At 69.5% G+C, this 26,400-nt stretch carries 25 protein-coding genes, 1 tRNA gene and 1 pseudogene; 10 read left to right on the plus strand and 17 right to left on the minus strand.

Annotated elements, in window-relative coordinates; translation table 11 throughout:
- Positions 1-1,165: 1,165 nt before the first annotated feature.
- A pseudogene (locus ABZV38_RS24515) lies at positions 1,166-1,487 on the plus strand (site-specific integrase); the annotation flags it as partial.
- Positions 1,488-1,650: 163 nt separating this feature from the next.
- Here the strand turns inward: ABZV38_RS24515 and ABZV38_RS24520 are convergent.
- A tRNA-Tyr gene (locus tag ABZV38_RS24520) sits at positions 1,651-1,732 on the minus strand.
- A 169-nt stretch (positions 1,733-1,901) separates the two neighbouring features.
- Between ABZV38_RS24520 and ABZV38_RS24525 the strand changes: the two genes are divergently transcribed.
- From ABZV38_RS24525 to ABZV38_RS24535, 3 genes are all read left to right on the plus strand, one after another.
- A complete protein-coding gene (locus ABZV38_RS24525; RefSeq protein WP_030926258.1) occupies positions 1,902-2,390 on the plus strand; it encodes a YajQ family cyclic di-GMP-binding protein in 489 nt (162 codons plus the stop codon).
- Between the two features lie 213 nt (positions 2,391-2,603).
- Positions 2,604-3,113: a methylated-DNA--[protein]-cysteine S-methyltransferase gene (locus ABZV38_RS24530; RefSeq protein WP_356330239.1), complete on the plus strand. Its 510-nt coding sequence runs from the start codon at positions 2,604-2,606 to the stop codon at positions 3,111-3,113.
- 59 nt (positions 3,114-3,172) lie between these two features.
- Complete coding sequence (locus tag ABZV38_RS24535; protein ID WP_356330241.1) at positions 3,173-3,853, plus strand: alpha-ketoglutarate-dependent dioxygenase AlkB; 681 nt, start codon at positions 3,173-3,175, stop codon at positions 3,851-3,853.
- On the opposite strand, the gene ABZV38_RS24540 is transcribed toward ABZV38_RS24535, so the two are convergent.
- From ABZV38_RS24540 to ABZV38_RS24610, 15 genes are all read right to left on the minus strand, one after another.
- A complete protein-coding gene (locus ABZV38_RS24540; protein ID WP_356330243.1) occupies positions 3,847-4,119 on the minus strand; it encodes a GlsB/YeaQ/YmgE family stress response membrane protein in 273 nt (90 codons plus the stop codon). The genes ABZV38_RS24535 and ABZV38_RS24540 overlap by 7 nt on opposite strands.
- Before the next feature lie 99 nt (positions 4,120-4,218).
- Positions 4,219-4,557 carry a hypothetical protein gene (locus ABZV38_RS24545; RefSeq protein WP_356330244.1) on the minus strand — a complete coding sequence of 113 codons (339 nt, stop codon included), beginning with the start codon at positions 4,555-4,557 and terminating at the stop codon, positions 4,219-4,221.
- 102 nt (positions 4,558-4,659) lie between these two features.
- Positions 4,660-5,052 (minus strand): YccF domain-containing protein, encoded by a 393-nt coding sequence (locus ABZV38_RS24550; protein ID WP_356330246.1) that lies wholly within the window; start codon positions 5,050-5,052, stop codon positions 4,660-4,662.
- Positions 5,049-5,912, minus strand: coding sequence for a zinc metalloprotease HtpX (gene htpX / locus ABZV38_RS24555; RefSeq protein WP_356330248.1), 864 nt, complete (start codon positions 5,910-5,912; stop codon positions 5,049-5,051). Before htpX ends, ABZV38_RS24550 begins: the two co-directional genes overlap by 4 nt.
- Positions 5,913-6,138: 226 nt before the next feature.
- Positions 6,139-6,600, minus strand: coding sequence for an MscL family protein (locus ABZV38_RS24560; RefSeq protein WP_356330250.1), 462 nt, complete (start codon positions 6,598-6,600; stop codon positions 6,139-6,141).
- Between the two features lie 128 nt (positions 6,601-6,728).
- Complete coding sequence (locus ABZV38_RS24565; RefSeq protein ID WP_356330252.1) at positions 6,729-8,303, minus strand: NADH-quinone oxidoreductase subunit N; 1,575 nt, start codon at positions 8,301-8,303, stop codon at positions 6,729-6,731.
- Complete coding sequence (locus tag ABZV38_RS24570) at positions 8,300-9,850, minus strand: NADH-quinone oxidoreductase subunit M (protein WP_356330335.1); 1,551 nt, start codon at positions 9,848-9,850, stop codon at positions 8,300-8,302. Before ABZV38_RS24570 ends, ABZV38_RS24565 begins: the two co-directional genes overlap by 4 nt.
- A 27-nt stretch (positions 9,851-9,877) precedes the next feature.
- Positions 9,878-11,878 carry an NADH-quinone oxidoreductase subunit L gene (locus tag ABZV38_RS24575; RefSeq protein WP_356330254.1) on the minus strand — a complete coding sequence of 667 codons (2,001 nt, stop codon included), beginning with the start codon at positions 11,876-11,878 and terminating at the stop codon, positions 9,878-9,880.
- Entirely contained in the window at positions 11,875-12,270 is a 396-nt protein-coding gene (nuoK, locus tag ABZV38_RS24580; protein ID WP_356330256.1) for an NADH-quinone oxidoreductase subunit NuoK, read from the minus strand. Before nuoK ends, ABZV38_RS24575 begins: the two co-directional genes overlap by 4 nt.
- A complete protein-coding gene (locus tag ABZV38_RS24585) occupies positions 12,270-12,830 on the minus strand; it encodes an NADH-quinone oxidoreductase subunit J (protein ID WP_356330257.1) in 561 nt (186 codons plus the stop codon). The genes nuoK and ABZV38_RS24585 overlap by 1 nt, the downstream gene beginning before the upstream one ends.
- Positions 12,827-13,423: a 4Fe-4S binding protein gene (locus tag ABZV38_RS24590; RefSeq protein WP_356330259.1), complete on the minus strand. Its 597-nt coding sequence runs from the start codon at positions 13,421-13,423 to the stop codon at positions 12,827-12,829. Before ABZV38_RS24590 ends, ABZV38_RS24585 begins: the two co-directional genes overlap by 4 nt.
- The gene (locus tag ABZV38_RS24595) at positions 13,423-14,391 is read right to left on the minus strand and encodes a complex I subunit 1 family protein (protein WP_356330261.1); all 969 of its coding nucleotides are present in this window, start codon (positions 14,389-14,391) and stop codon (positions 13,423-13,425) included. The genes ABZV38_RS24590 and ABZV38_RS24595 overlap by 1 nt, the downstream gene beginning before the upstream one ends.
- Positions 14,388-15,695 (minus strand): NADH-quinone oxidoreductase subunit C, encoded by a 1,308-nt coding sequence (locus tag ABZV38_RS24600; protein WP_356330262.1) that lies wholly within the window; start codon positions 15,693-15,695, stop codon positions 14,388-14,390. Before ABZV38_RS24600 ends, ABZV38_RS24595 begins: the two co-directional genes overlap by 4 nt.
- A complete protein-coding gene (locus tag ABZV38_RS24605; RefSeq protein WP_356330264.1) occupies positions 15,692-16,324 on the minus strand; it encodes an NADH-quinone oxidoreductase subunit B family protein in 633 nt (210 codons plus the stop codon). The genes ABZV38_RS24600 and ABZV38_RS24605 overlap by 4 nt, the downstream gene beginning before the upstream one ends.
- The gene (locus ABZV38_RS24610) at positions 16,315-16,716 is read right to left on the minus strand and encodes an NADH-quinone oxidoreductase subunit A (RefSeq protein ID WP_356330337.1); all 402 of its coding nucleotides are present in this window, start codon (positions 16,714-16,716) and stop codon (positions 16,315-16,317) included. Before ABZV38_RS24610 ends, ABZV38_RS24605 begins: the two co-directional genes overlap by 10 nt.
- Before the next feature lie 179 nt (positions 16,717-16,895).
- On the opposite strand from ABZV38_RS24610, the gene ABZV38_RS24615 reads away from it, so the two are divergent.
- The 6 genes from ABZV38_RS24615 to ABZV38_RS24640 all read left to right on the plus strand — a co-directional run bounded on the left by ABZV38_RS24615 (position 16,896) and on the right by ABZV38_RS24640 (position 25,879).
- Positions 16,896-18,101 (plus strand): sensor domain-containing protein, encoded by a 1,206-nt coding sequence (locus tag ABZV38_RS24615; RefSeq protein ID WP_356330267.1) that lies wholly within the window; start codon positions 16,896-16,898, stop codon positions 18,099-18,101.
- Between the two features lie 158 nt (positions 18,102-18,259).
- Positions 18,260-19,615: a sensor domain-containing protein gene (locus tag ABZV38_RS24620; RefSeq protein ID WP_356330339.1), complete on the plus strand. Its 1,356-nt coding sequence runs from the start codon at positions 18,260-18,262 to the stop codon at positions 19,613-19,615.
- 275 nt (positions 19,616-19,890) lie between these two features.
- Complete coding sequence (locus tag ABZV38_RS24625) at positions 19,891-20,550, plus strand: response regulator transcription factor (protein WP_356330269.1); 660 nt, start codon at positions 19,891-19,893, stop codon at positions 20,548-20,550.
- Between the two features lie 256 nt (positions 20,551-20,806).
- Positions 20,807-22,771, plus strand: a complete 1,965-nt coding sequence (locus ABZV38_RS24630; protein ID WP_356330271.1) for a 2-oxoacid:acceptor oxidoreductase subunit alpha — start codon at positions 20,807-20,809, stop codon at positions 22,769-22,771.
- On the plus strand, positions 22,764-23,843 hold the full coding sequence (locus tag ABZV38_RS24635; RefSeq protein WP_356330273.1) for a 2-oxoacid:ferredoxin oxidoreductase subunit beta: 1,080 nt from the start codon (positions 22,764-22,766) through the stop codon (positions 23,841-23,843). Before ABZV38_RS24630 ends, ABZV38_RS24635 begins: the two co-directional genes overlap by 8 nt.
- An 80-nt stretch (positions 23,844-23,923) precedes the next feature.
- Complete coding sequence (locus ABZV38_RS24640; protein ID WP_356330275.1) at positions 23,924-25,879, plus strand: APC family permease; 1,956 nt, start codon at positions 23,924-23,926, stop codon at positions 25,877-25,879.
- 66 nt (positions 25,880-25,945) lie between these two features.
- On the opposite strand, the gene ABZV38_RS24645 is transcribed toward ABZV38_RS24640, so the two are convergent.
- Positions 25,946-26,335 (minus strand): helix-turn-helix domain-containing protein, encoded by a 390-nt coding sequence (locus ABZV38_RS24645; RefSeq protein WP_356330277.1) that lies wholly within the window; start codon positions 26,333-26,335, stop codon positions 25,946-25,948.
- Positions 26,336-26,400 lie beyond the last annotated feature (65 nt).

Consider the following 26,400-nt stretch of genomic DNA (forward strand, 5'->3'; position numbering starts at 1 on the left):
CGCTCCTACTTCGCGGGCTCCTGCGGCGGGGCACCGCTGACCGTGATACGGCAGTACATCGAGGGCCAGAAGCGCCCTATCTGACCGTCCCCCCCAGACGAAGAGAACTCCGGCGCTCCGCGCCTCCGCTCCAAAGATGCGTTTCCCTCCCCGGCTGAAGCCGGGGATACCCACACAAGATCAAGGATGGGGCAGGGTGAACGCTGTTGGTAGCCCCCGGCACTCCGGTGCCTACGGCTTTCCAGAACGCCTGCGCGCTCACGAAGTGGCCTCCGAGCATGTGCCATGCCACGTTTGGGTGGTCGCTGCGAAGGGCGGTCAAACCTGCTCTGGCGAGTCCACACCGCTCGTACTCGGGGTCCGTGTGCGGCTCCTCAACCCACCCAAGTCCGTAGCGTCGGCAGACCCTGTAGTCGACACCGAACACGACTTCCCCGTCCAACCGGGCCGCGCGCTGGCGCCAACCAGTCCGAGCCGGGGAGACCGTGTCCTGCCATGGGGTCTCCAAGGTGGGGACACGAGGCCAGCCTTTCTGGCGGCCCCAACGTCCGCGGCTGATTTGGCGGATCACCTGACGTAAGGGCTCTAACCCGTACGCGCGCCCGACTTCGTGGGCCCGATTAGCAAGGCGGAGAGCCGCTTGCCTGTCCTCCTCGTCCGTCATGCCCTTCATCGTGCCCACACCGCTCCAGCTACGTGGTGCGGCCCGGCTTTCAAGACCGCGTTGCCAGGTCAGCGCCGAGATGCCACCTTGGGCGGGGCACGCTTTCGAACTCTGCACGGACCTGTTCGCCGTTGTTCACGGTCGTTCGTGGGCCGGTCCCCAAGGGGGCTGCAGGAGAGCTGAACAGCCGCGAACGGCGGCGAATGAGACTGCCGGGTCCGCTCGGGCGGCAGACGCAGACCCGCAACACGTCCCAGGGGACGGGGCGGGCGGGTCCGCCATCTCCGACGATGCAATTCGTCGTGCTGCTGGCCTGCGGAGGAGTGGTCGTTGATGGTCGTCGCTGGTTGCCCTGGGGCACCCTCCGACGGCCCAGAGACGGCCCGGCAAGCCACCTGGTGTCGGCAGTCGACAGATTTGCAGAGGGTCGCCTATATCCATCCTGACCTGGTCCAGCCTGGAAGTTCAATGCTGTCGGGGGACAGGTGGGGGAACTTCACCTACGGAGTGGCCCCCGATGGTCGACTCTTCCGCACCCAGCGCGACGGGCTGATCCAGGACACCGGGTACGGCGAGGTATGGGCAGAAGCCCGCTTGCGCCCTGACGCCTGCCCAGCGGAGTTCCTCGCTGGCCAAACGCCCATACGACCTACGTCATGCGGCAGTCTCGACGTGGCTCAGTTCGGGCGTGGAACCTCAGGTGGTGGCGCAACGCGCCGGCCACAGCGTGGCCGTACTGTTCCGCGTCTACGCCAAGTGTCTGGATGGTGCCGCGGCGACGGCGAACGCCCGGATCGAAGCGACGCTGCGGGGCGGAAGGTAGCCCGCTGAACGCAGCCCCACGCCTGCCCCACACAAGCTGGTCACCACGCGAGATCTGACGCGACAAGGTGAGACAAAGACCCCATAACGAGCTGTCGAGCCCCACCCAAAGCGAAAGGGTCTGTGACCAACGTTTCCGCTGGTCACAGACCCTTTTGTTCGTGTGGCGGCGCCAGGGTTCGAACCTGGGTAGGCTGAGCCGGCAGATTTACAGTCTGCTCCCTTTGGCCACTCGGGCACACCGCCTCGAACGACGCATCGGAACTCCGTTTGACTGGGGCTCCTTGGCGACGACGTAAACGATACCTGATGACCGGGGGTGCTCCGCCACCTGATTGATCAGTGCTCGCGGCGGTCGACGGTGGCTAGGCTTTGCCCTGTATCCCACCGCATACGACGCAAGGAGCCACACGTCATGGCCGACTCCAGTTTCGACATCGTCTCGAAGGTCGAGCGGCAGGAGGTCGACAACGCCCTCAACCAGGCCGCCAAGGAGATCTCGCAGCGCTACGACTTCAAGGGCACGGGCGCCTCGATCTCCTGGTCCGGCGAGAAGATCCTGATGGAGGCGAACGGCGAGGAGCGCGTGAAGGCGATCCTCGACATCTTCCAGTCCAAGCTGATCAAGCGGGGCATCTCGCTTAAGTCGCTGGACGCGGGCGAGCCGCAGCTGTCCGGCAAGGAGTACAAGATCTTCGCCACGATCGAGGAAGGCATCTCCCAGGAGAACGCCAAGAAGGTGGCGAAGATCATTCGCGATGAGGGTCCGAAGGGCGTCAAGGCGCAGGTTCAGGGCGATGAGCTGCGGGTCAGCTCGAAGAGCCGGGACGACCTGCAGGCCGTGCAGGCATTGTTGAAGGGCCAGGACTTCGACTTCGCCGTGCAGTTCGTGAACTACCGGTAGGCCCTTCGGTCGTCCGGCCGGGCACGGCGCGGGGTCGGGGCGGGTGGCATGTGCCGGCTGGCCTCGCACCTCCTGATGCGATGTCCGAATACCGCCGGTCGTATGGGCCGGACGGGCGCAGACTTGTCCGTAAGGAACGAAGAATCGGGAAATTCGTGCGATTCAGGTGACTCGGTGACTCGTCGCCCTGTACGGAGAAGAGAGGGACCGGCCATGACCATGCATGCGACCGTCGACAGCCCGCTGGGCGAACTGCTGCTGGTCGGCGAGGAGGCAACCGCCGAGGCGGGTGGTGTGGCGCTCGCGTCGCTCTCCATGCCCGGCCAGAAGGGTGCCGCGGTCGTCCAGGACGGCTGGATCCACGCGCCGGAGGCCTTCGCCGGGATCACCGCCCAGCTGCGGGCGTACTTCGAGGGCCGGCTGACTCACTTCGACATCGCGTACGTGGCGGGGCAGGGCACGGAGTTCCAGCGCCGGGTCTGGGGCGCGCTGGACACCGTTCCGTACGGGGAGACGGTGTCGTACGGACAGATTGCCGAGCGGATCGGCGCGCCCGGGGCGGGCGTGCGGGCCGTGGGGACCGCGATCGGGCGCAACCCTCTGCTGGTCGTGCGCCCGTGCCACCGAGTAATCGGTGCGGACGGGGCGCTGCGGGGTTACGCGGGCGGCCTGGAGCGCAAAGAACAGCTTCTGGGGCTGGAAGGTGCTCCGGTGGTGCGCTGAGGGCGGTGCGCTCCCTGGGTGTGTGCCGAGCGGCTGAGTACCGAAGGGCGGTGTGCTGAATGGCGGGTCTCTTCCCCAGGCCGCGGACCATTGTGGCGCCGGGGGCGGTGTATGTGCCGGAGTGGCTGTCGGTCGAGCGGCAGCGGGGGCTGGTCGAGGCGTGCCGGGCGTGGGCGCGGGGGCCCGTGCCGCTGCGGCACACGGTGTTGCCGGGTGGCGGGGTGATGTCCGTGCAGTCGGTCTGTGTGGGCTGGCACTGGCAGCCGTACCGCTACTCGCGTACCGCGGATGATGTGAACGGTGCCCGGGTGGCCGCATTCCCGGACTGGTTGGCGAAGTTGGGGCGGGCGGCGCTGGTCGAGGCGTACGGGGAGGAGTACCTGGCCGCGACGTATGCGCCGGACACTGCACTGATCAATTTCTATGACGGTGCAGCGAGGATGGGTATGCACCAGGACAAGGAGGAGCGGTCGGGCGCTCCGGTCGTCTCGCTCAGCATCGGCGATACATGTGTCTTCCGTTTCGGCAATACGGAGGACCGTGGACGGCCTTACACGGATGTGGAATTGGCTTCCGGTGACCTGTTCGTCTTCGGCGGGCCGTCACGTTTGGCGTTTCACGGTGTGCCGAAGGTCTGTCCGGGGACCGCCGATCCTGCGACGGGTATGAGCGGCGGCCGGCTCAATGTGACGCTGCGTGAGACCGGGCTGGGCGGACCGGGTGGGGGCGGGCGTCAGTGACGTTCGCGTGAGTTCCCGAAGAGCAGCCGGTAGATGATGAGCAGTACCAGTGAGCCGCCGATGGCGGAGATCCACGTCGCGGTGTCGTAGAAGCCGTTGGAGATGGGGCGGTCGAGGAAGCGCGACGATATCCAGCCGCCGATGAAGGCGCCGATGATTCCGATGAGGGTGGTGCCGACCAGCCCGCCCGGGTCACGGCCGGGGAGCAGGATCTTGGCTATGGCTCCGGCCAGCAGTCCGAGAATGATCCAACCGATGATGCTCATGTTGCGGAACCTACCCTTCGCCTGGTTGTGAAACCCAAGACGTTGCGCAGGCCTGCGTGGTTGCCGGTTGAGCGGAAAGAGCGGCAGGTCACAGCGGGCTCAGGTGCGGGCGTTGTAGTCCGGCCAGGGTTGCGGTTCCAGTGTGTCGTCGTCGGGGTCGTCTCCGTACCAGCCGGTTCCGTCCAGCAGGGCGACGACGGCCTGTTGCCCGTGGGGGTTGGGTCCGCCGGTGCGGGGCAGCCCGCGTTCCGGGCCGAGTCCGCCGTTGGTGATGCGGGTGCGCAGAGCGGTGGGCGGTGGCGGCACGGGAAGGCCGGGGGTCGCTGCCGCACGGGCCACGTCTTCGGTGGTCAGGGCTGTGGGGAGGGGGTGCTTCGCCCGGCGCAAGGTGGTGTGCGCCGTCTTCTCGATGGCTGTGAGCAATGCGGTGTGGTTCATGGGTTCATGGTGGACGACGGCACTGACAGTGGGCCCGTGGCGGGTCGGCGAGGTGGTCTTCGGCGGGCTGTGCCGCCTCGCTGTCCCGTTGTCCTGTCTGCGTTACCGTCCGGCGAACGGCTGGTCCGTCCGGACGATTTCCTTGCCGAAGGGCATGAGGGACACCGGGATCAGTTTGAAGTTGGCGATGCCGAGTGGGATGCCGATGATCGTGAGGCAGAGGACGATCCCGGTGGTGATGTGGCCGAGGGCGAGCCACCAGCCGGCGAGGACCAGCCAGAGGATGTTGCCCACGCAGGAGGGCGCGCCGGCGTCGCGGCGGTCGACGACTGTGTAGCCGAAGGGCCAGAGGGCGTAGAGGCCGATACGGAAGGCGGCCAGGCCGAACGGGATGCCGATGATGGTGATGCAGAGGAGGATGCCGGCGGCTATGTAGGCGAGGAACATCCAGAAGCCGCACAGGACCAGCCATATGACGTTCAGGATTGTCTTCACGGGCGATGACCTGCCATCTGCTCGAGTCGGGCGATGCGCTCCGCCATCGGCGGATGTGTCGAGAACATCTTGGACATGCCCTGGCCGGGGCGGAACGGGTTCGCGATCATCATGTGGCTCGCGGTCTCGATCTTCGGCTCGGGGGGCAGCGGGAGCTGTTTTGTTCCGGCGTCCAGTTTGCGCAGGGCGCTGGCGAGGGCCAGGGGGTCGCCGGTCAGCTGGGCGCCCGACGCGTCTGCTTCGTACTCGCGGGAGCGGCTGACGGCGAGCTGGATGACGGAGGCGGCGAGGGGGCCCAGAATCATTATCAGCAGCATGCCGAGGATGCCGGGACCTTCGTCGTCGTTGGATCGGCCCACAGGGATCAGCCAGGCGAAGTTCACCAGGAACATGACGACGGAGGCGAGTGCTCCGGCGACGGATGAGATCAGGATGTCGCGGTTGTAGACGTGGCTGAGCTCGTGGCCGAGGACGCCGCGCAGTTCGCGTTCGTTCAGGATCTGGAGGATGCCTTCGGTGCAGCAGACTGCCGCGTTGCGCGGGTTGCGTCCGGTGGCGAATGCGTTGGGTGCCTGGGTCGGGGAAATGTAGAGCCGTGGCATGGGCTGCCGGGCTGCGGTGGAGAGTTCACGGACGGTGCGGTAGAGCTGTGGTGCTTCGAACTCGCTGACCGGGCGGGCCCGCATGGCTCTGAGTGCGAGCTTGTCGCTGTTCCAGTAGGCGTAGGCGTTGGTGCCCAGTGCTACGACGAGCGCGACGACGAGGCCTGTACGTCCGAAGAAGCTGCCGATGACGATGATGAGTGCTGACAGGCCCCCGAGGAGTACGGCGGTTTTCAGCCCGTTGTGCCGGCGGTGCACGGTACGCCCTCCAAGTGGTGCAGCAGGGGAACCCTTTTGCTGGTGGTGCTCCACTCCCCAGTGGAGCCTCCTGTACTGGTCAACGCCAGGCGAGGAGAGCTAGTTCCCTTGTGCGTGCGGCCGGAGGGCGGGCCGTGTCCGGTGGCCTGTCCGGCTGTTCGGGCCGGAGCAGGCATTGGGCCGTATGGGTGTCGGGGGCGCGCGGGGTGGGGCGGCGCGGGGTGGGTCAGCGCTGGGCGGGGAGGCCGGCGAGTGCGAGTGCCTCGGGGTCGGGCTTGATCTCGCTGGTGCAGTGGGCGCAGCGGGAGGCGATGGCGGGGATCTCGGTGTAGCAGCGGGGGCAGTCGCGCAGGGCGGCCTTGATGTCGACCTTCTGGTCCTTGTTGGGCGCGAAGCGGTCCTGGACCTTGGCCATCGGGACGACGACGCAGAAGTAGAGCACTGCTGCGGTGATCAGGAAGGCGATGGCGGCGGCGAGGAACTTTCCGTACGGAAATTCGGCGCCCTCCACCGTGAACTTCGCCGTGCTGAAGTCACCGACCGAGCCGGTGGCGAGGCCGATCAGGGGAGTGATGAAGGCGGTGCTGAAGCCGGTGACGACTGCGGTGAACGCGGCTCCGACGGCGAGTCCGATCGCCATGGAGATGACGTTTCCGCGCAGGATGAAGTCCTTGAACCCGTTCAGCACTGCTCTCGCTCCTCTTCGGTGTGTGCGTGTGTGTCGCACAGATGTGTCATACGTCTGTGTCGTGTGCGGGCATGACCCTGCCCTGTTCGGTCCGCCCGGGGCAAACCGATCTTGGGCGGGGCGTGCGGTCAGAAGAGGTTGACCGCGGCGAACCGGAGTACCAGCTGCGGGGCGCCGGAGAGCACGATGCCGACTGCGGCGGTGAGGGCGATCGCGGCGGTGAGGGAGACGGGTGCCGCCACGGGTGCGCGCAGGGTCTGCACCGCAGCCGCCGGGCTGCCTGCCAGGGCGGCGGCCGGGCCCGGGGCGGCCGGCTCGGCCTCTTCCGGGGTGCGGAACAGCGCCGTCGTCCACTGCAGGTAGTAGTAGAGCGCGATCACGACGTTCACGGCCATGACGACCGCGAGCCAGCCGAGTCCTGCGTCCACGGCCGCGGAGAAGACCGTGACCTTGGCGAAGAGGCCGACGATGCCCGGTGGGAGGCCCGCCAGGCAGAGCAGGAAGAAGCCCATCGCGAGGGCGGTGAGCGGGCGGGTGGCGTACAGGCCTCGGTAGTCGGAGAGGCGGTTGTCCGGTTTTGTGCGGGCGACGAGGGCGGCCACCGCGAAGGCGCCGAGGTTCACGACGGCGTACATGAGGGCGTACGCGACGGTGGAGCCGATCTGTTCGTCGCTGGAGTACGCGGCGGAGGCGATCGGCACGAGGAGGTAGCCGGCCTGGGCGACGGACGACCAGGCGAGCAGGCGCACGGCGCTGCGGGCGCGGGTGGCGGTCTGGCGCAGGGCGGCGACGTTGCCGATGGTCATGGTGAGGGCGGCGACGACGGCGAGGGCCGGTCCCCAGACATCTGCGTACGACGGGAACGCGATCACGGTGACGAGGATCAGGCCGGAGAAGCCGACGGCTTTGCCGACGACCGACAGGTAGGCGGCGACCGGCAGCGGGGCGCCGACGTAGGTGTCGGGGACCCAGAAGTGGAAGGGTGCGGCGGCCGTCTTGAAGGCGAAGCCGACGAGAGTGAGGACGACGCCCGCCTCGGCGAGGGTGGAGAACTGATCGGGGACGTCGTGGAGGAGGGTGGCGAGTTCCGTGAGGTGCAGGGTGCCGGTCGTCGCGTACACGAAGCTGACGCCGAGGAGCATCACGGCGGTCGCGACGACGGAGGAGAGGAAGAACTTGAGGGCCGCCTCGGAGGAGCGCCGGTCGTCGCGTTTGATGCCGACGAGGGCGAAGGCGGGCAGGGACGCGACTTCGAGGGCGACGACAAGGGTGGCGAGGTCGCGGGCGGCGGGCAGGAGTGCGGCGCCCGCCGCGGAGGACAGGAGCAGGAACCAGAATTCGCCGGCGGGGAGTCTGCGGGTGTCGCCGAGGGAGAGCAGCGCGGTGAGCAGGGCGCCGCCGAGGACGAGGACCTGGATGATCAGGGCGAAGTGGTCGGCGGTGTAGCTGCAGGCTTCGGTGCCGGTTCCCGTGGTGAGGCAGAAGGTGGAGTGGTTGCCGTCGCGCAGCGGGATGAGGAAGGCGAGTCCGGCGACGAGTCCGGCGATGCTCGCCCGGCCGAGGAGGGGTTTGCGTTCCTCGGGGAGGAAGAGGTCGGCGACGAGGATGATCAGGGCGACCGTCGCGACGATGACGGGGGGCGCGATGGCGAGCCAGTCGACGGACTGGACGAGGCTGGTGGTGCTGTCGGCCGCTGTGGTCACGACTTGCCTCCTGCGAGGAGCTTCTGCACGGCCGGGTCGGTGAGGCCGAGGAGGGCGGCGGGCCACAGGCCGGCGAGGACGGTGAGGGCGGCGAGCGGGGTCCAGGCGGCGAATTCGTACGTCTGGATGTCTGCGATGGGGTGCGGTTCCTCGCGCTTCTCGCCCATGCAGACGCGGCGTACGACGATGAGCATGTATGCGGCGGTGAGCAGGGTGCCGAAGGCGCCGATCGACATGAAGGTGAGGAAGGCCGGGCGGCTGAGGCCCTGGGCCGGGTCGAAGGCGCCGAACAGCGTGAGCATCTCGCCCCAGAACCCGGCGAGCCCGGGCAGGCCGAGCGAGGCGACGGCGGCGAAGGCGAGGAGGCCGCCGAGGCGGGGGGCGCGGCCGTAGAGGGCAGCTCCGGTGGCGCCGGAGAGGGTGTCGAGGTCGGCGGTCCCGTACCGGTCCTTGACGGCGCCGACCAGGAAGAACAGCAGGCCGGTGATGAGGCCGTGGGCGATGTTGGCGAAGAGCGCGCCGTTGACGCCGGTGGGGGTCATGGTCGCGATGCCGAGGAGTACGAAGCCCATGTGGCCGACGGAGGAGTAGGCGATCAGCCGCTTCAGGTCGCCCTTTGAGCCGGGGCGGGCGAGGGCCAGGCAGGCGAGGGATCCGTAGACGATGCCGACGACGGCGAACGCGGCGAGGTACGGCGCGAAGGTGTGCATCCCGTCGGGGGCGATGGGCAGGAGGATGCGGACGAATCCGTAGGTACCCATTTTCAGCAGAACGCCTGCGAGGAGCACCGAGCCGACGGTCGGGGCGGCGGTGTGGGCGTCCGGCAGCCAGCTGTGCAGCGGCCACATCGGGGTCTTGACGGCGAGTCCGACGCCGATCGCGAGTACGGCGATGACCTGCACGGACGAGGTGAGTCCTCGGCCGTTGTCAGTGGCGAGTGCCACCATGTCGAAGGTGCCGCTCTTCAGTCCGATGAGGAGGAGGCCCAGCAGCATGATCACGGAGCCGAGCAGCGTGTAGAGGATGAATTTCCAGGCGGCGGCCTGCCTCTGTGCGCCGCCCCAGCGGGCGATGAGGAAGTACATCGGGATGAGGACCATCTCGAACGCCAGGAAGAACAGCAGCAGGTCGAGGACGGCGAAGGTCGCGAGGGTGCCGGACTCGAGGACGAGGACGAGTGCGACGAAGGCCTTCGGGGAGGGGCCGTCGGGCATTTTGAAGTAGCTGTACAGCGCGCAGAGGAAGGTCAGCAGCGCGGTCAGTACGAGAAGGGGGAGCGAGATGCCGTCGATGCCGAGGTGGATGCGGACGTCGAGCGCCGGGATCCAGCTGATGTCGGTGGTGGCCTGCATCTTCGACGGGTGGTCGTGGTCGAAGCCGAGGGCCAGCACGATCGCGGCGATGAGGATCGCGCCGGTGACGGTCACGCCGTGGCGGAGCACGGCCTGGTCGGGGCTCTTTCCCTGCAGCCCGGGCGGGGCCGGCAGGAGGGCGGCGACGGCGCCGATGAGCGGGCCTACGACGATGAACGCGAGAAGGAACTGCATCACGGATTCGCTGATATCGATCACGGCTCACGCCCCGGCGTTGACGGTGGCAAAAACGACGGCGGCGATCGCCAGGACAAGGGAACCGGCGAGCAGTGCGCTGAGGTAGGTCTGCACATTGCCGGTCTGGGCGCGGCGGACGGCGGTGCCGAGCCAGCGTGCGCCGGTGCCGGAGCCGCGTACGTAGGTGTCGACGACCTCGCGGTCCAGGAAGCGGACGAGGCTCGCCGCGGCCTGGACGGGGCGGACGAACAGTTGTGTGTAGAGGGCGTCCAGGTGGAAGCCGGTGGCGGCGTGGCGGTGGAGCGGGCCGAGCAGGAGGCGGCCCGGGTCGGCCGGGTCGGGGGTGCCCGGGGTGTCGCCGTAGCCGGCGGTGTGGTGGGTCATGGCCTCGGCCTCGACGAGTGCGGGTTCGGCGTCGGGGTGGGTGACGACGGCGCCGACGGGGGTGCGGGCGGCGAGTGCCGTGGTGTGCCGCCAGGCACCGTAGGTGACCAGGCCGCCGACGAGGGCGACGCCGGTGGACAGGACGGCGGTGGTCACGGACGGGGTGAGGCTGTGGCCGTCGAACCAGTCGGTGATCACGCCCACGGTCAGTCCGAAGGCGATGGTGGGGATGGCGAGGACCCAGAGGACGGCGGTCATCGCGATGGGCTGCTTGCCGTGGTCGGGGACCTCGGCGCCGCGGCCGCGGAAGGCGAGGAGCCAGAGGCGGGTGGCGTATGCGGCGGTGAGGACGGCGGCGAGCAGACCGGCGACGAGGACGGTCCAGCCGGCGGCGGCCGGGGCGACGTGTCGGTCGCCGAGCGCGGTGTGTTCGGCGGCGACGAGGACGGCTTCCTTGGAGAAGAAGCCGGCGAACGGCGGGATGGCGGCGAGCGCTAGGAGGGCGACGGTCATCGTCCAGTAGGCGTCCGGGATGCGCTTGGCCAGTCCGCCCATGCGGGACATGGCGGCCAGCGAGTTGGTCCCGGCGGCGTGGATGACGACGCCCGCCGCGAGGAAGAGGACGGCCTTGAATGCGCCGTGCGAGAGGAGGTGGAAGACAGCGGCCCCGCGGTCGCCGACGGCCAGCGCACCGGACATGTAGCCGAGCTGACCGATCGTCGAGTACGCAAGGACGCGTTTGATGTCGTCCTGGGCGAGCGCGGCGAGTCCCGATCCGATCATCGTGACCGCGGCCATCACGGCGAGGACGACGAGGGCGGCGCCGGATTCGGCGAAGACGGGGAGGAGCCGGGCCACGAAGTAGATGCCGGCGGCGACCATCGTCGCGGCGTGGATCAGCGCGGAGACCGGGGTCGGGCCGGCCATCGCGTCGGGCAGCCAGGTGTGCAGGGGGAACTGTGCGGACTTGCCGGCAACGCCTGCGAGGAGCAGCAGGGCGATCACGGTGGGATGGTCCAGGCCGCCGTTGGCGACGGCACCGAGGATGCCGGTGATCCGGAAGGTGCCGGTGTCGGCGGCGAGCGCGAACAGGCCGATCAGGAAGGGGACGTCGCCGAGCTTGGTGACCAGGAAGGCCTTGAGGGAGGCGGCGCGTGCTTCGGGTGTCTCCCAGTAGTGGCCGACGAGGAAGTACGAGCAGATGCCCATGATCTCCCAGCCGACCATCAGCACCATCAGGTCGCCGGAGTAGACGACGAGCAGCATGGCGGCGGTGAAGAGGGAGACGAGGGCCGCGTACGAGGGGTAGCGGGGGTCGTCGCGCAGGTAGGCGGTCGAGTAGATCTGCACGCAGGTCGCGACGAGCCCGACCAGGACGGCGACGAGGACCGCGAAGCCGTCGAGGTGGAGGGCGAGGTCGATCGGGACCGAGCCGGTGGGGGTGAGCCGGGTCGCGGCGTCGATGGCCGGGCCGCCGCCCTGGCGTGCGGCGACGACGACGGCGAGTACGGCTGCGACGAGGGTGGGGAGGACGGCGAGGGGGCGTACGTAGCCGGGGGCGGTGCGGCCGAGGAGCAGGCCGGCTGCGGCACCGAGGAACGGGAGGAGGGGGACGAGGACGGCGAGGGTCGTGGTGGTCACGCGGTGGCCTCTGCCTTCTTTGCCTTCCCTGCCGGAGCAGTGGCCTGGTCTTCGGTGCTGTCGCCGGGGAGGGCTTCGGCGGCGTCGGTTTCGGCGGTGTCGCGGAGGCGGTCGACGTCCGAGCTGCCGCGGTTGCGGTAGACGGCGAGGACGATCGCCAGGCCGATACCGATCTCCGCCGCCGCGATGGCGATGGTGAAGAGGGTGAGGGCCTGGCCGGAGTGCAGGGCGTCGCGGAGCCAGACGTCGAAGGCGACCAGGTTGAGGTTGACGGCGTTGAGCATCAGCTCGACGGACATCAGGACGAGGATCGCGTTGCGGCGGGCGAGGACTCCGTACACCCCGATGCAGAAGAGGAGGGCGGCGAGCACGGCGGGATAGGCGAGGTGCATCAGCTTTGCTCCTTACTGCGCTTGCGGGACAGGACGATGGCACCGACGAGGGCGGCGAGCAGCAGGACGGAGAGTGCTTCGAAGGGCAGGACCCAGTGCCGGAAGAGGAAGGCGCCGGTTGCCTCGGTGGACCCGTGGGCCGGTCCGTCCAGGTCGATCCAGGTGGTGCGGAAAGCGTCGACGACGACCCAGACGAGGGCCGCCGCGGCGGCGACCGCCACGCCGAGGGCCGCCCAGCGGTTGCCGGAGTCGGCGTCCGGGGAGTGGCCGATGGGGGCCTTGGTGAGCATCAGCCCGAAGAGAAGGAGGACGACGACGGAACCGACGTAGATCAGTACCTGCACCCAGGCGATGAACTCGGCGGTGAGCAGGAGGTACTCGACGGCGAGGCCACCGAGCGCGACGACCAGCCAGAGGGCGGCATGCACCAGCTGCTTGGTCGTGACGGTGATGAGGGCCGCGCCGAGGGTGGCGATGCCGACCAGGACGAAGGCGATCTCTATGCCGGTCGGGGAGAGGAAGCCGGGGTGGGCCGTGGCCGCGGTGGCTGCGAGTGTCACTCCTCCCCCTCTTCCTGGGCCTGCTGGGACGGCTGGGCTGCTTCCTTGGCCTGCTCGGCTTCTTGCGCGCGCTGGGCTTCGAGTTTCTCCGCCGTCTTGCGGGCGGCGGCGATCTCCTTCGGCTCCTCGGCGCCCGGGTCGAGCGCGGGCGGTTCGGGCACCGTCCACATCCATTCGCGGAGCTTGTCCCGCTCATGGGTGAGGTCGTGGATGTCCGTCTCCGCGTACTCGAACTCCGGCGACCAGAACAGCGCGTCGAAGGGACAGACCTCGATGCAGATACCGCAGTACATGCAGAGCGCGAAGTCGATCGCGAAGCGGTCGAGGACGTTGCGGCTGCGCTCGCGGCCGCCGGGGACGGCGGCGGGCATCGTCTCCTTGTGGGAGTCGATATAGATGCACCAGTCCGGGCACTCACGGGCGCACAGCATGCAGACCGTGCAGTTCTCCTCGAACAGCCCGATGACACCGCGGGAGCGGGGCGGGAGTTCGGGCTGGACGTCCGGGTACTGCGCGGTGACCGTCTTCTTCGTCATCGTCCGCAGGGTGACGGCCAGGCCCTTGGCCAGGCCTGAGCCGGGGATCGGAGGCATTAGTTGATCGCCACCTTCACGATGCCGGTGAGCGCGATCTGCGCGAGAGCGAGCGGGATGAGTGCGGTCCAGGCGAGCTTCTGCAGCTGGTCCTCGCGGAGGCGGGGGTAGCTCACCCGCAGCCAGATGACGACGAATGCGAGGACCGCGGTCTTGAGGAGCGTCCAGACCCAGCCGAGTCCCTCGGCGCCGAGCGGGCCGTGCCAGCCGCCGAGGAAGAGGACGGTGGTCAGTCCGCACAGGACGACGATGCCCGCGTACTCGGCGAGCAGGAACAGTGCGAACCGCAGACCGGTGTACTCGGTGTACGCGCCGAAGATGATCTCCGAGTCGGCGACCGGCATGTCGAAAGGCGGGCGCTGCAGTTCGGCGAGTCCGGCCACGAAGAAGACCAGGGCGCCGACGATCTGCCAGGGCAGCCACCACCACTCGAAGGCGTTGACGATGCCGGGGAGGGAGACGGTGCCGGCCGCCATCGCGACGGATGCCGCGGCGAGCAGCATCGGCAGTTCGTACGCGAGGAGCTGGGCGGCGGTGCGGAGGCTGCCGAGGAGGGAGTACTTGTTCGCCGACGCCCAGCCGGCCATCAGCGAGCCGAGCACTCCTATGCCCATGACGGCGAGCACGAAGAAGATGCCCGCGTCGACCACCTGGCCGACCGCGCCCTCGCTCGGGCCGATCGGGATGGCGACGAGGACCAGGAGGTAGGGGAGGAGGGCGACGGCCGGCGCGAGCTGGAAGATGCGGCGGTCGGCGTCGGCCGGAACGATGTCTTCCTTCTGGGCGAATTTCACGCCGTCGGCGACGAGCTGGGCCCAGCCGTGGAAGCCACCTGCGTACATGGGGCCGAGGCGGCCCTGCATGTGAGCCATCACCTTGTGCTCGGTCTGGCCCACGACGAGGGGGACGACCATGAACACCGCGAAGACGATGATGAGCCGGAGGGCGACGTCGAGTACGTCGTTCACGCGGTATCGCCTCCGGCGGGGTGGTCGGGGGTTTCGGGCTGGTCGGGGGTGTCCGTGGGCGGTGCGGTGTCGGGGTTGGTCTCCGGGGTGGGGCTGGGGCCGCTGCGCGGGGCCTCTCCCCTGCCTGCCTCTTCTTGAGCCGGGGGCTCGGCCCCCGGGCTCTCGCTCCTCGGACGCCGGGGGGGCTGTGAGGTGCCTGGTTCGGGGCCGGAGGCGTCGGAGGGGGTGTCGAAGGCGGGGCGGGCGTGGCGCCAGGGCGCATCCGGGCTGCGGCGCTGCAGCGCTGCTTGCGTCTGCGCCGGCTCCTCGGCTTCCGGGGTCGCCGCGGCCGGCTCCGAGGCTTCCGGCTCGGCCGCCGCGGACTCGTCGGCTTCCGGGTGGGGTGCCGCAGGCTCCTTGGCCTCCGGGGCTGCCGGCTTCGCGGTCTGCGCCGGTGTCGCCGCGCCCGGCTGCGCCGCCTCGCGCGTTTCAAGCTCCGGCGCTGCCGCTGTCGGCTCCGCCGTCGGCTGCTGGCTCGCCGAGCCCTGGGACGCGCTGCGGGCGCGGCGCGGGGTCGCGGGCGGGGGCGGGGGTGTGGTTTCCGTGCCTGCGGCCGGTGCTGCCGTCTCCGGCTGCTGGCTCGCCGAGCCCTCGCTCACGCTGCGGGCGCGGCGCACCGGGCGGTCGCCCGTGGCCCGGGCGGTACGGGCCGGACGGGTCGGGGCGGGTGGGAGCTGGCCCTTGAGGGGGCCCCATTCGTTCGGGTCGGGGACGCCCGGCGGCAGCATCGTGCGCCGCTTCGGTCCGCCGTGTTCGGACTCGCCCGGCTCCTTGGCGCCCGGCCAGGCTTTGGCGACCCGGGCCGCCAGCACGAAGTCCTTGCGCAGCGGGTGGCCCTCGAAGCCTTCGGGCAGCAGCAGCGGGACCAGATGCGGGTGGCCTTCGAAGCCGATGCCGAACATCTCGTGCGTCTCGCGCTCGTGCCAGGCGGCACCCGCGTAGACGCCGACGGCCGTGGGGAGGACGGCAGCGTCGTGCGGGACGGTCGTACGGATCAGGAGCCGGCGAACCTTGCCGTGTGCCGGGGCGGCGACGTGGGCGCAGACGCGGAAGCCGGTGCCCGCTTCGTCGACGGCGCTCAGCCAGTCGAAGTAGGTGCAGCCCAGCCGGTCGCGGGCTGTTTCGAGGGCGGCGATCCAGGCGGTGGCCGGGACGTCGACGGTCAGCAGGTCGTACGCGTGCTCCGCCGTGGCGTCCTCGCCGAAGAGTTCGGTGACGGTGTCCGGCAGGCTGTCGTACGCGCCGGTGGCAGAAGTGCTGGTCACCTGCGGTCCTCCCCCGGTGTCGGCGGGGCGGCGACCAGGCCGCTGCGCAGTGCGGCGGTGGAGGGCCGGCTGCCACCGCCCGTCGCGTACCGGGCACCCAGCGACTCGCGGGCGATCTTCTCCTGCAGCTTGAGGATGCCCTGGAGCAGGGCCTCCGGCCGGGGCGGGCAGCCCGGTACGTAGACATCGACGGGGATGATCTGGTCGACGCCCTTCGTCACGGAGTACGAGTCCCAGTACGGCCCGCCGCAGTTCGAGCAGGCGCCGAAGGAGATCACGTACTTGGGCTCGGGCATCTGCTCGTACAGCCGCTTCACGGCCGGGGCCATCTTGTCCGTCACCGTGCCGGAAACGATCATGAGGTCGGCCTGGCGGGGGCCGGGGGCGAACGGGATCACGCCGAGCCGGATGAAGTCGTGCCGGGCCATGGACGCGGCGATGAATTCGATGGCGCAGCAGGCGAGGCCGAAGTTGAAGACCCAGAGGCTGTAGCGGCGCCCCCAGTTGAGGACCACCTTCATCGGCTCCGGCGCGAGCCGGGACAGCACGCCGAGCCGTTTCGGCTCCGGCAGCAGGGTGGTTTCGGGCCGGGGCTGCGGCCCGGGGGTCTGCGGGCTCGTCACGTCCATTCGAGGACGCCCTTCTTCCATGCGTAGAGCAGTCCCACGGCCAGGAAACCGAGGAAGATGAACATTTCCACCAGCGTCGTCGCGCCGTAGCCGGACGCAGCAAATACGGTCGCCCATGGAAACAGGAAGATCGAGTCGACGGCGAAGATCACATACAGGAAGGCATAGACGTAATAACGGACCTGCGTATGTGCCCATCCTTCACCTACGGGGTCCACGCCGCACTCGTACGTGAGGAGCTTTTCCGGTGTCGGGACCACGGGGCGCAGCAGTCGTCCGGCCCCGAAGGCCACGGCCACGAACAGCACACCGATCAGCGCGAGCAGTCCGACCACCGAGTAGCTGTCGAAGTAATCCGACGCGAGAACGGTCGATTCCGGCAGGTCCGCCACGTAGGCCACGTCCGCCCCTCCGCTCCCTCATACCTGTTCGACGATCTGTACGCACGGGAGTCTAGGCCCTGCTAAAGAGACGGTAAGCAGCCGCGTCGGGCAAGAGGTGGGGTTATCCCTACTTCACCCCACCCATGAACCCCATGGCGTGCGCGGGTACGGCCCGGCAGGCTGGGCGTATGACCATGAGCCCCCCGGTGCCCGACGGCGACCGGCTGCCGCCCGCCCGCTTCGCCCTCGATCCGTGGACGTGGAAGGAGATCTCTTATCTCCTGTCCAATCTGCCGATGGCGATTGCCGGGTTTGTTTACACAGTGTTCATGATCGGTGTCGGCGTGGGGCTTGCGGTCACGGTGATCGGTCTGCCGCTGCTGGCCGCCGGGCTGCAGGGTGCGCGGCTGCTCGGCAGGGCGGAGCGGGGCCGGGCCCGGGCGCTGCTCGGGACAGGGATCGACGAGCCGAGCTCGATGGCGCTGGTCCGTCGTGACCAGGGCTTCTTCCCGTGGCTGTGGTCGAGTCTCAAAGATCCGGTGGGCTGGCGGGCGGTGCTGTACTCGTTCATCCGGCTGCCCTGGGGCGTGCTCACGTTCACGGTGACGTTGGTGAGTCTGTTCGTTCTGTGGCCCGTGCTGCCCTTCACCGCGCGTCTGCTCACCCGTGCGGACCGGGCGATGGCGCGCGGGCTGCTCTCGCCCTCGGACGAACTGGAGCGCCGGATCGCCGAGCTGGAGTCGGACCGTGGCGTGGTCGTGGACACGGCCGCCGCGGACCTGCGGCGCATCGAGCGCGATCTGCATGACGGCGCCCAGGCCCGCCTCGTCGCCCTGGCCATGGGGCTCGGTCTGGCCAAGGAGAAGCTCGCCGAGGACCCGGAGGCCGCCGCCCGCATGGTCGACGAGGCACACGGCGAGGTGAAGGTCGCCCTCCAGGAGCTCCGCGATCTCGCCCGCGGCATCCACCCGGCCGTCCTCACCGACCGCGGCCTGGACGCCGCACTCTCCGCCATCGCCTCCCGATGCACCGTCCCCGTGCGGGTGGGGGTGGACCTGCCGGGGCGCCCGGCGGAGGCGATCGAGGGCATTGCCTACTTCACCGTGTCCGAGCTGCTGCAGAACGTCAGCAAGCACAGCGGGGCGCGTTCGGCGTCCGTCGAGGTGTGGCGGTCGGCGGAGCGACTGCTGATCCAGGTCAGCGACGACGGCCGGGGCGGGGCGCGGATGGACGGCGGTACGGGGATGTCGGGGCTGGCCGAGCGGCTGGGAGCGGTCGACGGGCTGTTCGTCCTCGACTCGCCGGCCGGCGGGCCGACGACGGTTACCGCCGAGCTGCCCTGGCGGGACCGGGACCGGGGTCGGGACGGCGCGGGCGCCGCTGAGCGCCGCTAGCCGCAGCCCGGAGGCCGGGGGTGGGGAAAACCCCCGGTCGAAGAGGGATACCGGCCTCATGGTGTCCCGTCCCGCAGAACAGCACCCTTGATGTATCAGCCGCTGTACGGGCTGTGCCTGACAAGACCACCGCCGAGCAGAAGAAACGGACGGCACCCATGGCCACGGCATACGGACCGGACACTCGGGACCATCAGCGGTCCGGTGCCGGCCCCGGGAGCAACCCCCCGGTGAAGCACTTCTTCCCGGCGGTGCTGCGCGCGCCGCTGGAGGCCAGGACCTGGCGCGAGTTCGGCTATCTGCTGCTGAGTCTGCCGATCAGCGTGGTGCTCTTCAGCTTCGCGATCACCATGACGTCGCTCGGCGCGGGCCTGCTGATCACCTTCCTCGGCATCCCGGTCCTCGCCTTCGGTCTGGCGATGTGCCGCGGCTTCGGCGTGCTGGAGCGGGCCCGGGCGCGGGGGCTGCTGAAGCTGGACGTGGCGGACCCGGCGCCGGTGCGCGGCCGGACGGGCGGCCTGATGTCCTGGGTGGGTGCGGTCCTGAAGAGCGGGGTGTCCTGGCGGCATCTGCTCTACGCGCTGCTGCACTTCCCGTGGGCGGTCTTCGCCTTCACCGTGTCGTTGACGTTCTGGGCGTACGGGTGGGCGGCGTTCACGTATCCGCTGTGGCAGTGGGTCTTCCCGGCGTACGCGGGGGTCGACGGCGTGCAGCTGTACGGCGACGCCACGCACAACATCTATCTCGACTCGCCGTTCGAGCTGGCCGCGACCAGCGCGTTCGGTCTGGTGCTCGTCCTCCTCACCCCGTGGATCATCCGCGGTCTGGCGTCCGTGGACCGGGTGATGGTGTACGGGCTGCTCGGCCCGTCCCGGCTGGCGTCGCGCGTCGTCGAGCTGGAGTCGGACCGTGGCGTGGTCGTGGACACGGCCGCCGCGGACCTGCGGCGCATCGAGCGCGATCTGCATGACGGCGCCCAGGCCCGCCTCGTCGCCCTGGCCATGGGGCTCGGTCTGGCCAAGGAGAAGCTCGCCGAGGACCCGGAGGCCGCCGCCCGCATGGTCGACGAGGCACACGGCGAGGTGAAGGTCGCCCTCCAGGAGCTCCGCGATCTCGCCCGCGGCATCCACCCGGCCGTCCTCACCGACCGCGGCCTGGACGCCGCACTCTCCGCCATCGCCTCCCGATGCACCGTCCCCGTGACGGTCGAGGTGGACCTGGCGTCCCGGCCCGCGCAGGCCATCGAGGGCATTGCCTACTTCACCGTGTCCGAGCTGCTGCAGAACGTCAGCAAGCATGCGCATGCAACGCGTGCGACGGTCGACGTGTGGCGTACGGCCGACCGGCTGCTGCTCCAGGTCACCGACAACGGGCGGGGCGGGGCCGGTCTGTCGGCGGGCAGCGGTCTCGCCGGTCTGGCCGAGCGGCTGGACGCGGTGGACGGTGTCCTCGTCGTCGACTCCCCGGTGGGCGGCCCGACGAGAGTCACGGCCGAGCTCCCCTGGCGTGGCTGAGGCGGAGCGCCTCCCCGGGGACCACGTGCCACACAGCACATTCTCGCGCAGCACATCGCGCACCGCACATCTGTACGCAGGTACGCATCGTCGTGCAGCGCCCGGACCCCGTCCGGGCGCCCACGTCGCGTCCCCCGCCCGCACAAGCATCCGTCACAGCCCCCATCCGCGGACCGATGCTGGGATGCTGGAGGCACAAGGGGACGGATTCCGTCGCCGCCGTGAGGCGACGGACAGCAGCAGCAGGGGGACAGAGCGTCGTGGTGGAGGACAGGGTGCGGGTAGTCATCGCCGAGGATTCGGTACTGCTTCGGGAGGGGCTCACCCGATTGCTGACCGATCTCGGGCATGACGTCGTCGCGGGGGTGGGGGACGCCGAGGCGCTGATCAAGACCGTGGGCGATCTTGCCGAGCAGGGCGAGCTGCCCGATGTGGTCGTCGCCGATGTGCGGATGCCACCGACCCACACCGATGAGGGTGTGCGGGCTGCGGTGCGGCTGCGCAACGAGTACCCCGGCATCGGGGTCCTGGTCCTTTCGCAGTACGTCGAGGAGCAGTACGCCACGGAGCTGCTGGCCGGCAGCAGCCGCGGTGTGGGATATCTGCTCAAGGACCGGGTGGCGGAGGTCCGGGAGTTCGTGGACGCCGTGGTCCGGGTGGCGCAGGGCGGCACGGCGCTGGACCCTGAGGTGGTGGCCCAGCTGCTGGGCCGGAGCCGTAAGCAGGACGTCCTGGCCGGGCTGACGCCGCGCGAGCGGGAGGTGCTCGGCCTGATGGCGGAGGGGCGGACGAACTCGGCGGTCGCGAAGCAGCTGGTGGTGAGCGACGGCGCGGTGGAGAAGCACGTCAGCAACATCTTCCTGAAGCTCGGCCTGTCACCCAGCGAGGGGGACCACCGGCGGGTCCTGGCCGTTCTGACCTACCTCAACTCCTGATTACCTGACACCCTGTCAGGTAATGGCCGGCGCGGGCCCGGGACCCGGTGATGAGCGCCTGCGGGCGGCCGGCCACGCCGACGGACAGCCCAGGGGGTTCGCGAAATATGGCAAAACGGCGCGAAAGGGCGTCTCATAGTGGCGTCCACCATGTGACCGGTCCCGGGAAGGCGACCCTTACCGACGTAGGGTGGGCCTTGGGACCGCCGGCGGGCCGGCCGGTCCCGAGCCGCCGCCCCGAGGGAGGTCCAGTTCAGTGACCAGCCAGGTCAGTAGCCCAGCCGATGAGGCCAATGACGCCGATCAGGCCAGTGAGGCTGTTCTCGGGGAGCAGCGAGCCCCCCGGCCCGAGAAACCGGGCGCCGGCGAGAAAGAGATCCGCCGCCTGGACCGGGTGATCATTCGCTTCGCGGGTGACTCCGGAGACGGTATGCAGCTCACGGGTGACCGGTTCACCTCGGAGACGGCGTCGTTCGGTAACGACCTGTCGACGCTGCCGAACTTCCCGGCCGAGATCCGGGCCCCCGCAGGCACCCTGCCGGGTGTCTCGTCGTTCCAGTTGCACTTCGCCGACCATGACATCCTCACGCCGGGCGACGCCCCGAACGTGCTGGTCGCGATGAACCCCGCGGCGCTCAAGGCGAACATCGGCGATGTGCCGCGCGGCGCCGAAATCATCGTCAACACCGATGAGTTCACCAAGCGTCCGATGGCGAAGGTGGGCTACGAGACCAATCCGCTCGAGGACGGCTCGCTGCAGGCGTACAACGTCCATCCGGTGCCGCTGACGACGCTGACGATCGAGGCACTGAAGGAGTTCGGGCTCTCCCGCAAGGAGGCCGAGCGCTCGAAGAACATGTTCGCGCTCGGGCTGCTCTCGTGGATGTACCACCGGCCGACCGACGGCACCGAGGCGTTCCTGCGGGCGAAGTTCGCCAAGAAGCCGCAGATCGCCGAGGCGAACGTGGCCGCGTTCCGGGCGGGCTGGAATTTCGGTGAGACGACCGAGGACTTCGCGGTCAGCTACGAGGTGGCACCCGCCGCGCACACCTTCCCCACCGGTACGTACCGGAACATCTCCGGGAACCTCGCCCTGTCGTACGGCCTGGTCGCCGCGAGCCGGCAGGCGGATCTGCCGCTCTACCTGGGCTCGTACCCGATCACCCCGGCCTCCGACATCCTGCACGAGCTCAGCAAGCACAAGAACTTCGGCGTCCGCACCTTCCAGGCGGAGGACGAGATCGCGGGCATCGGTGCCGCGCTCGGTGCGGCGTTCGGCGGTTCGCTCGCCGTGACGACGACGTCCGGGCCCGGTGTGGCCCTGAAGTCGGAGACCATCGGGCTCGCCGTCTCGCTCGAACTGCCGCTGCTCATCATCGACATCCAGCGCGGCGGCCCGTCCACCGGTCTGCCCACCAAGACCGAGCAGGCGGACCTGCTCCAGGCGATGTACGGGCGCAACGGCGAGGCCCCGGTGCCGATCGTGGCGCCGAGGACCCCGGCCGACTGCTTCGACGCCGCGCTCGACGCGGCCCGGATCGCACTGACGTACCGCACACCGGTCTTCCTGCTCTCGGACGGCTATCTCGCCAACGGCTCCGAGCCGTGGCGGATCCCGGACATCGACGAACTGCCGGACCTGCGCGTGCAGTTCGCCACCGGGCCCAACCATGAGCTGGCCGACGGCACCGAGGTGTTCTGGCCGTACAAGCGCGACCAGCACACCCTGGCCCGCCCGTGGGCCGTCCCCGGCACCCCTGGTCTCGAACACCGCATCGGCGGCATCGAGAAGCAGGACGGCACCGGCAACATCTCGTACGACCCGGCGAACCACGACTTCATGGTCCGCACCCGCCAGGCGAAGGTCGACGGCATCGAGGTCCCCGACCTGGAGGTCGACGACCCGGCCGGCGCCCGGACCCTGGTCCTGGGCTGGGGCTCCACGTACGGCCCGATCACCGCCGCCGTCCGCCGGCTGCGCGCGGGCGGGCATGCGATCGCCCAGGCCCATCTGCGCCACCTCAACCCCTTCCCGAGGAATCTCGGCGAGGTGCTGAAGCGTTACGACAAGGTGGTCGTCCCGGAGATGAACCTCGGCCAGCTGGCTGCGCTCGTCCGGGCGAAGTATCTGGTCGACGCCCACAGCTACAACCAGGTCAACGGTATGCCGTTCAAGGCCGAGCAGCTCGCCACAGCTCTCAAGGAGGCCATCGATGCCTAACACCGACGAGGCACTCCCCACCGGTCTGCCGGCACTCCAGCTTGTACCCAAGGCCGATGCCAGGCAGTCCATGAAGGACTTCAAGTCCGACCAGGAAGTGCGCTGGTGCCCCGGTTGCGGTGACTACGCGGTTCTCGCCGCCGTGCAGGGCTTCATGCCCGAGCTCGGCCTGGCGAAGGAGAACATCGTCTTCGTCTCCGGCATCGGCTGCTCCTCCCGGTTCCCGTACTACATGAACACGTACGGGATGCACTCGATCCACGGCCGCGCCCCGACCATCGCCACCGGCCTGGCCTCGTCCCGCCGCGACCTGTCCGTCTGGGTCGTCACGGGTGACGGCGACGCGCTGTCCATCGGCGGCAACCACCTGATCCACGCGCTGCGCCGCAATGTGAACCTGAAGATCCTGCTCTTCAACAACCGGATCTACGGGCTCACCAAGGGCCAGTACTCGCCGACGAGCGAGGTCGGAAAGATCACCAAGTCGACGCCGATGGGCTCGCTCGACGCCCCCTTCAACCCGGTGTCGCTGGCCCTCGGGGCGGAGGCGTCGTTCGTCGCCCGCACCGTGGACTCCGACCGCAAGCACCTCACGAGCGTGCTGCGCGAGGCGGCGGCCCACCCCGGTACGGCGCTGGTGGAGATCTACCAGAACTGCAACATCTTCAACGACGGAGCGTTCGAGGTCCTCAAGGACAAGGACCAGGCCGAGAACGCGGTGATCCGGCTGGAGCACGGGCAGCCGATCCGCTTCGGCACCGGGCAGTCCAAGGGTGTCGTACGCGACCCGGCCACCGGTGACCTCAAGGTCGTCGAGGTCACCGCGGAGAACGAGTCGCAGGTCCTGGTCCACGACGCGCACGCCGCCAGCCCCACCACGGCGTTCGCGCTGTCCCGGCTCGCCGACCCCGACACCCTGCACCAGACCCCGATCGGGGTGCTGCGCAGCGTCGAGCGCCCGGTCTACGACACGCAGATGGCCGAGCAGCTCGACACCGCGGTCGAACAGAACGGCAAGGGCGACCTGGCCGCGCTGCTCGCGGGCAACGACAACTGGACGGTCATCGGCTAGGACACGGGCGGGCACGCCGTACGGGTGCCGGACCGGGGAGTCTTCACCGCTCCCGGCCCGGCACCCGTTCTCATGTGCCCATGGCCCTGGACCGTCCCGCGTACCGCATCAAACGGCATCTGCTCGGCAAGCCCCTCACCACCGAGCGCATCAGCGACGAGAAACTGAGCAACCGGACAGCGCTCGGGGTGCTCGCCTCCGACTGCATCAGTTCGTCCGCGTACGGCTCCGAGGAGATGCTGCGGGTCCTCGTGCCGGTCGTCGGGGCGGCGGCCTTCACCCTGCTCATGCCGGTGACCGGCGCGATCCTGCTCGTCCTGCTGCTGCTGACGCTCTGTTACAGCGATGTCGTCATGATCTACACCCGGGCGGGCGGTTCGTACGTCGTCGCCCGGGAGAACTTCGGTCCGAACATCGCGCAGATCGCCGCCGTGGCGCTGCTCGTCGACTACATCGTGACCGTCGCCGTCCAGGTGTCGGCCGGCACCAACGCCCTGATCTCCCTCGCCCATCTGATCGGGGGCGGCTGGACCGGTCTGGACCATCTGCAGCTGCCGGTCTCCGTCGCGGTGATCGTGCTGCTCGCGTACGGGAATCTGCGCGGCATCCGCGAGGCGGGCCGGACCTTCGCGCTGCCCGCCTATCTCTTCATGACCGCGGTCGGCCTGGTACTGGTCGTCGCCGGTGCGCGCGGGCTGACGGGCGGGCTCCCGCACGCCGATCTGCACGCGCCGGGGGTGGTTCCGCTGGGCACGCCGGGCAACGGCTGGCTCTACGGCGCCTCGCTCTTCATCGTGCTGCGCTCCTTCGCCAACGGCGGCTCGTCGCTCACCGGACTCGAAGCGATCTCCAACGGCATCTCCGCGTTCCGCGAGCCGCAGGGCCGCAACGCCCGCCGCACGCTCATCACCATGAGCTGTGTGCTCGGCGTCCTCGTCCTCGGTGTGTCCACCCTGGCGCACTTGACGCACGCCGTGCCGTACACCGACGGCACGCCGACCGTCATCGCGCAGGAGGCCCATCTCGCTTTCGGCAGCGGGCCGTTGGGGACGGCCGGGCTGATTTTCGTGCAGCTGGCGACTGCGCTGGTCCTCTATACGGGCGCCAACACGCCGTTCACCGGCTTCCCGTTCCTCGCCAGCTTTGTGGCCGAGGACCGGTTCCTGCCGCGGGTGCTGACCCGGCGCGGGCACCGGCTGGCGTTCTCCAACGGGATCATCGCGCTGACCGTCGTCTCGCTGGCGCTGCTGCTGGCCACCGGCGCCAGCGTGGACAGGCTGGTGGCGCTGTACGCGATCGGTGTGTTCACCGCGTTCACCATGGCCGGGTCCGGCCTCACCGCGTACCACCTGCGCCGCCGCGAGCCGTACCGCCGGGTGAAGATCGCGGTCAACGGGCTGACCGCGGTCATCTCGGCCGCCGTGGTGCTGATCTTCGCAGTCACCAAGTTCACCGAGGGCGCCTGGCTCGTCGTGGTGATCTTCCCGCTCGGTGTCTGGGCGCTGATGCGGATCAACCGCGAGTACCGGCACGAGGCCGCCGCGCTGCAGAGCCTCCAGGTGCCGGGCGCCGACCGGCCGCGGGTCCGGCGCCATCTGGTCTTCGTCCTCGTCGACACGCTCGATCTGGCGACGCTGAAGGCGTTGCGGTACGCCCATGAGCTGCGTCCTGACGAGATCCGTGCGGTGCACTTCTCGATCGACGAGGCGCACGGCAGGCGGCTGGCCGCCCGGTGGGAGGCCACATCCGCGACGTCCGTGCCACTGGAGCTGGTGGCGTGCCCGGACCGGCGGCTGCGCCATGCGATGAAGGAGCTCGCGACCCGGACCACGGCGGACGGTGAGACCTCGCTGACGGTGCTGGTGCCGCGGCGGCTGTACTCCAACGCGCTCGGGAAGCTGCTGCACCGGGGCACCGGCGAGGCGATGGCCATCGCGCTGGAACAACTGCCGCACGTGGCGGTGACGATCCTGCCGTTCGACGTCTCCCGGGCGCTGCGGACGCTGGAGGAGGGGCGAGCCCCCGAGCCCGACTGAGCGCCGCCTGCCCACCTGGGCCCGACCGCTTCCCGACCGCTCCCCGACTGCCCCCTGAGAGCCGCCTCAGCCCGGCTGGTCCTGCGTCGCTTTCCGCGCGTCGTACGCGTCGCGGGCCGCATGTACGGCGTCGAGTCGCCGTTCGGTCCAGCGCGCCAGCCCCCACACCTGCTCGGCGGCCTCCCTGCCCAGCCCGGTGAGCGTGTAGTCCACCCGTGGCGGGATCACCGGCTTGGCATCCCGGTGCACAAATCCGTCGCGCTCCAGCGTCTGAAGCGTCTGGGCCAGCATCTTCTCGCTGACGCCGCCGACCTCACGGCGCAGTTCGCTGAACCGGTACGAGCGCTCCAGCAGGGCGGCGAGGACGAGGACGCCCCAGCGGCTGGTGACGTGTTCGAGCACCAGCCGGGAGGGGCACATCTGCCGGTTCACATCGGGGACCTTGCTTACGCTCATATCAGTACCTTACTTCAGAGTGGGTACTTTCCCCTGGTTAGTGCTGCTCCTAAGGTGGGTGACAG

It is taken from the genome of Streptomyces sp. NPDC005181 (genome assembly GCF_040608395.1).
GTDB lineage: Bacteria > Actinomycetota > Actinomycetes > Streptomycetales > Streptomycetaceae > Streptomyces.

What these genes read in the sequence shown, in the direction of transcription:
- ABZV38_RS24645 (WP_356330277.1), bottom strand. Translation starts at nt 26,335, where the DNA reads ATGAGCGTAAGCAAGGTCCCCGATGTGAACCGGCAGATGTGCCCCTCC.
- ABZV38_RS24620 (WP_356330339.1), top strand. Translation starts at nt 18,260, where the DNA reads ATGGCCACGGCATACGGACCGGACACTCGGGACCATCAGCGGTCCGGT.
- ABZV38_RS24635 (WP_356330273.1), top strand. Translation starts at nt 22,764, where the DNA reads ATGCCTAACACCGACGAGGCACTCCCCACCGGTCTGCCGGCACTCCAG.
- ABZV38_RS24570 (WP_356330335.1), bottom strand. Translation starts at nt 9,850, where the DNA reads ATGCAGTTCCTTCTCGCGTTCATCGTCGTAGGCCCGCTCATCGGCGCC.
- ABZV38_RS24615 (WP_356330267.1), top strand. Translation starts at nt 16,896, where the DNA reads ATGACCATGAGCCCCCCGGTGCCCGACGGCGACCGGCTGCCGCCCGCC.
- ABZV38_RS24545 (WP_356330244.1), bottom strand. Translation starts at nt 4,557, where the DNA reads ATGAACCACACCGCATTGCTCACAGCCATCGAGAAGACGGCGCACACC.
- nuoK (WP_356330256.1), bottom strand. Translation starts at nt 12,270, where the DNA reads ATGCACCTCGCCTATCCCGCCGTGCTCGCCGCCCTCCTCTTCTGCATC.
- ABZV38_RS24530 (WP_356330239.1), top strand. Translation starts at nt 2,604, where the DNA reads ATGACCATGCATGCGACCGTCGACAGCCCGCTGGGCGAACTGCTGCTG.
- ABZV38_RS24590 (WP_356330259.1), bottom strand. Translation starts at nt 13,423, where the DNA reads ATGCCTCCGATCCCCGGCTCAGGCCTGGCCAAGGGCCTGGCCGTCACC.
- ABZV38_RS24525 (WP_030926258.1), top strand. Translation starts at nt 1,902, where the DNA reads ATGGCCGACTCCAGTTTCGACATCGTCTCGAAGGTCGAGCGGCAGGAG.
- ABZV38_RS24640 (WP_356330275.1), top strand. Translation starts at nt 23,924, where the DNA reads ATGGCCCTGGACCGTCCCGCGTACCGCATCAAACGGCATCTGCTCGGC.
- ABZV38_RS24540 (WP_356330243.1), bottom strand. Translation starts at nt 4,119, where the DNA reads ATGAGCATCATCGGTTGGATCATTCTCGGACTGCTGGCCGGAGCCATA.
- ABZV38_RS24605 (WP_356330264.1), bottom strand. Translation starts at nt 16,324, where the DNA reads ATGGACGTGACGAGCCCGCAGACCCCCGGGCCGCAGCCCCGGCCCGAA.
- ABZV38_RS24535 (WP_356330241.1), top strand. Translation starts at nt 3,173, where the DNA reads ATGGCGGGTCTCTTCCCCAGGCCGCGGACCATTGTGGCGCCGGGGGCG.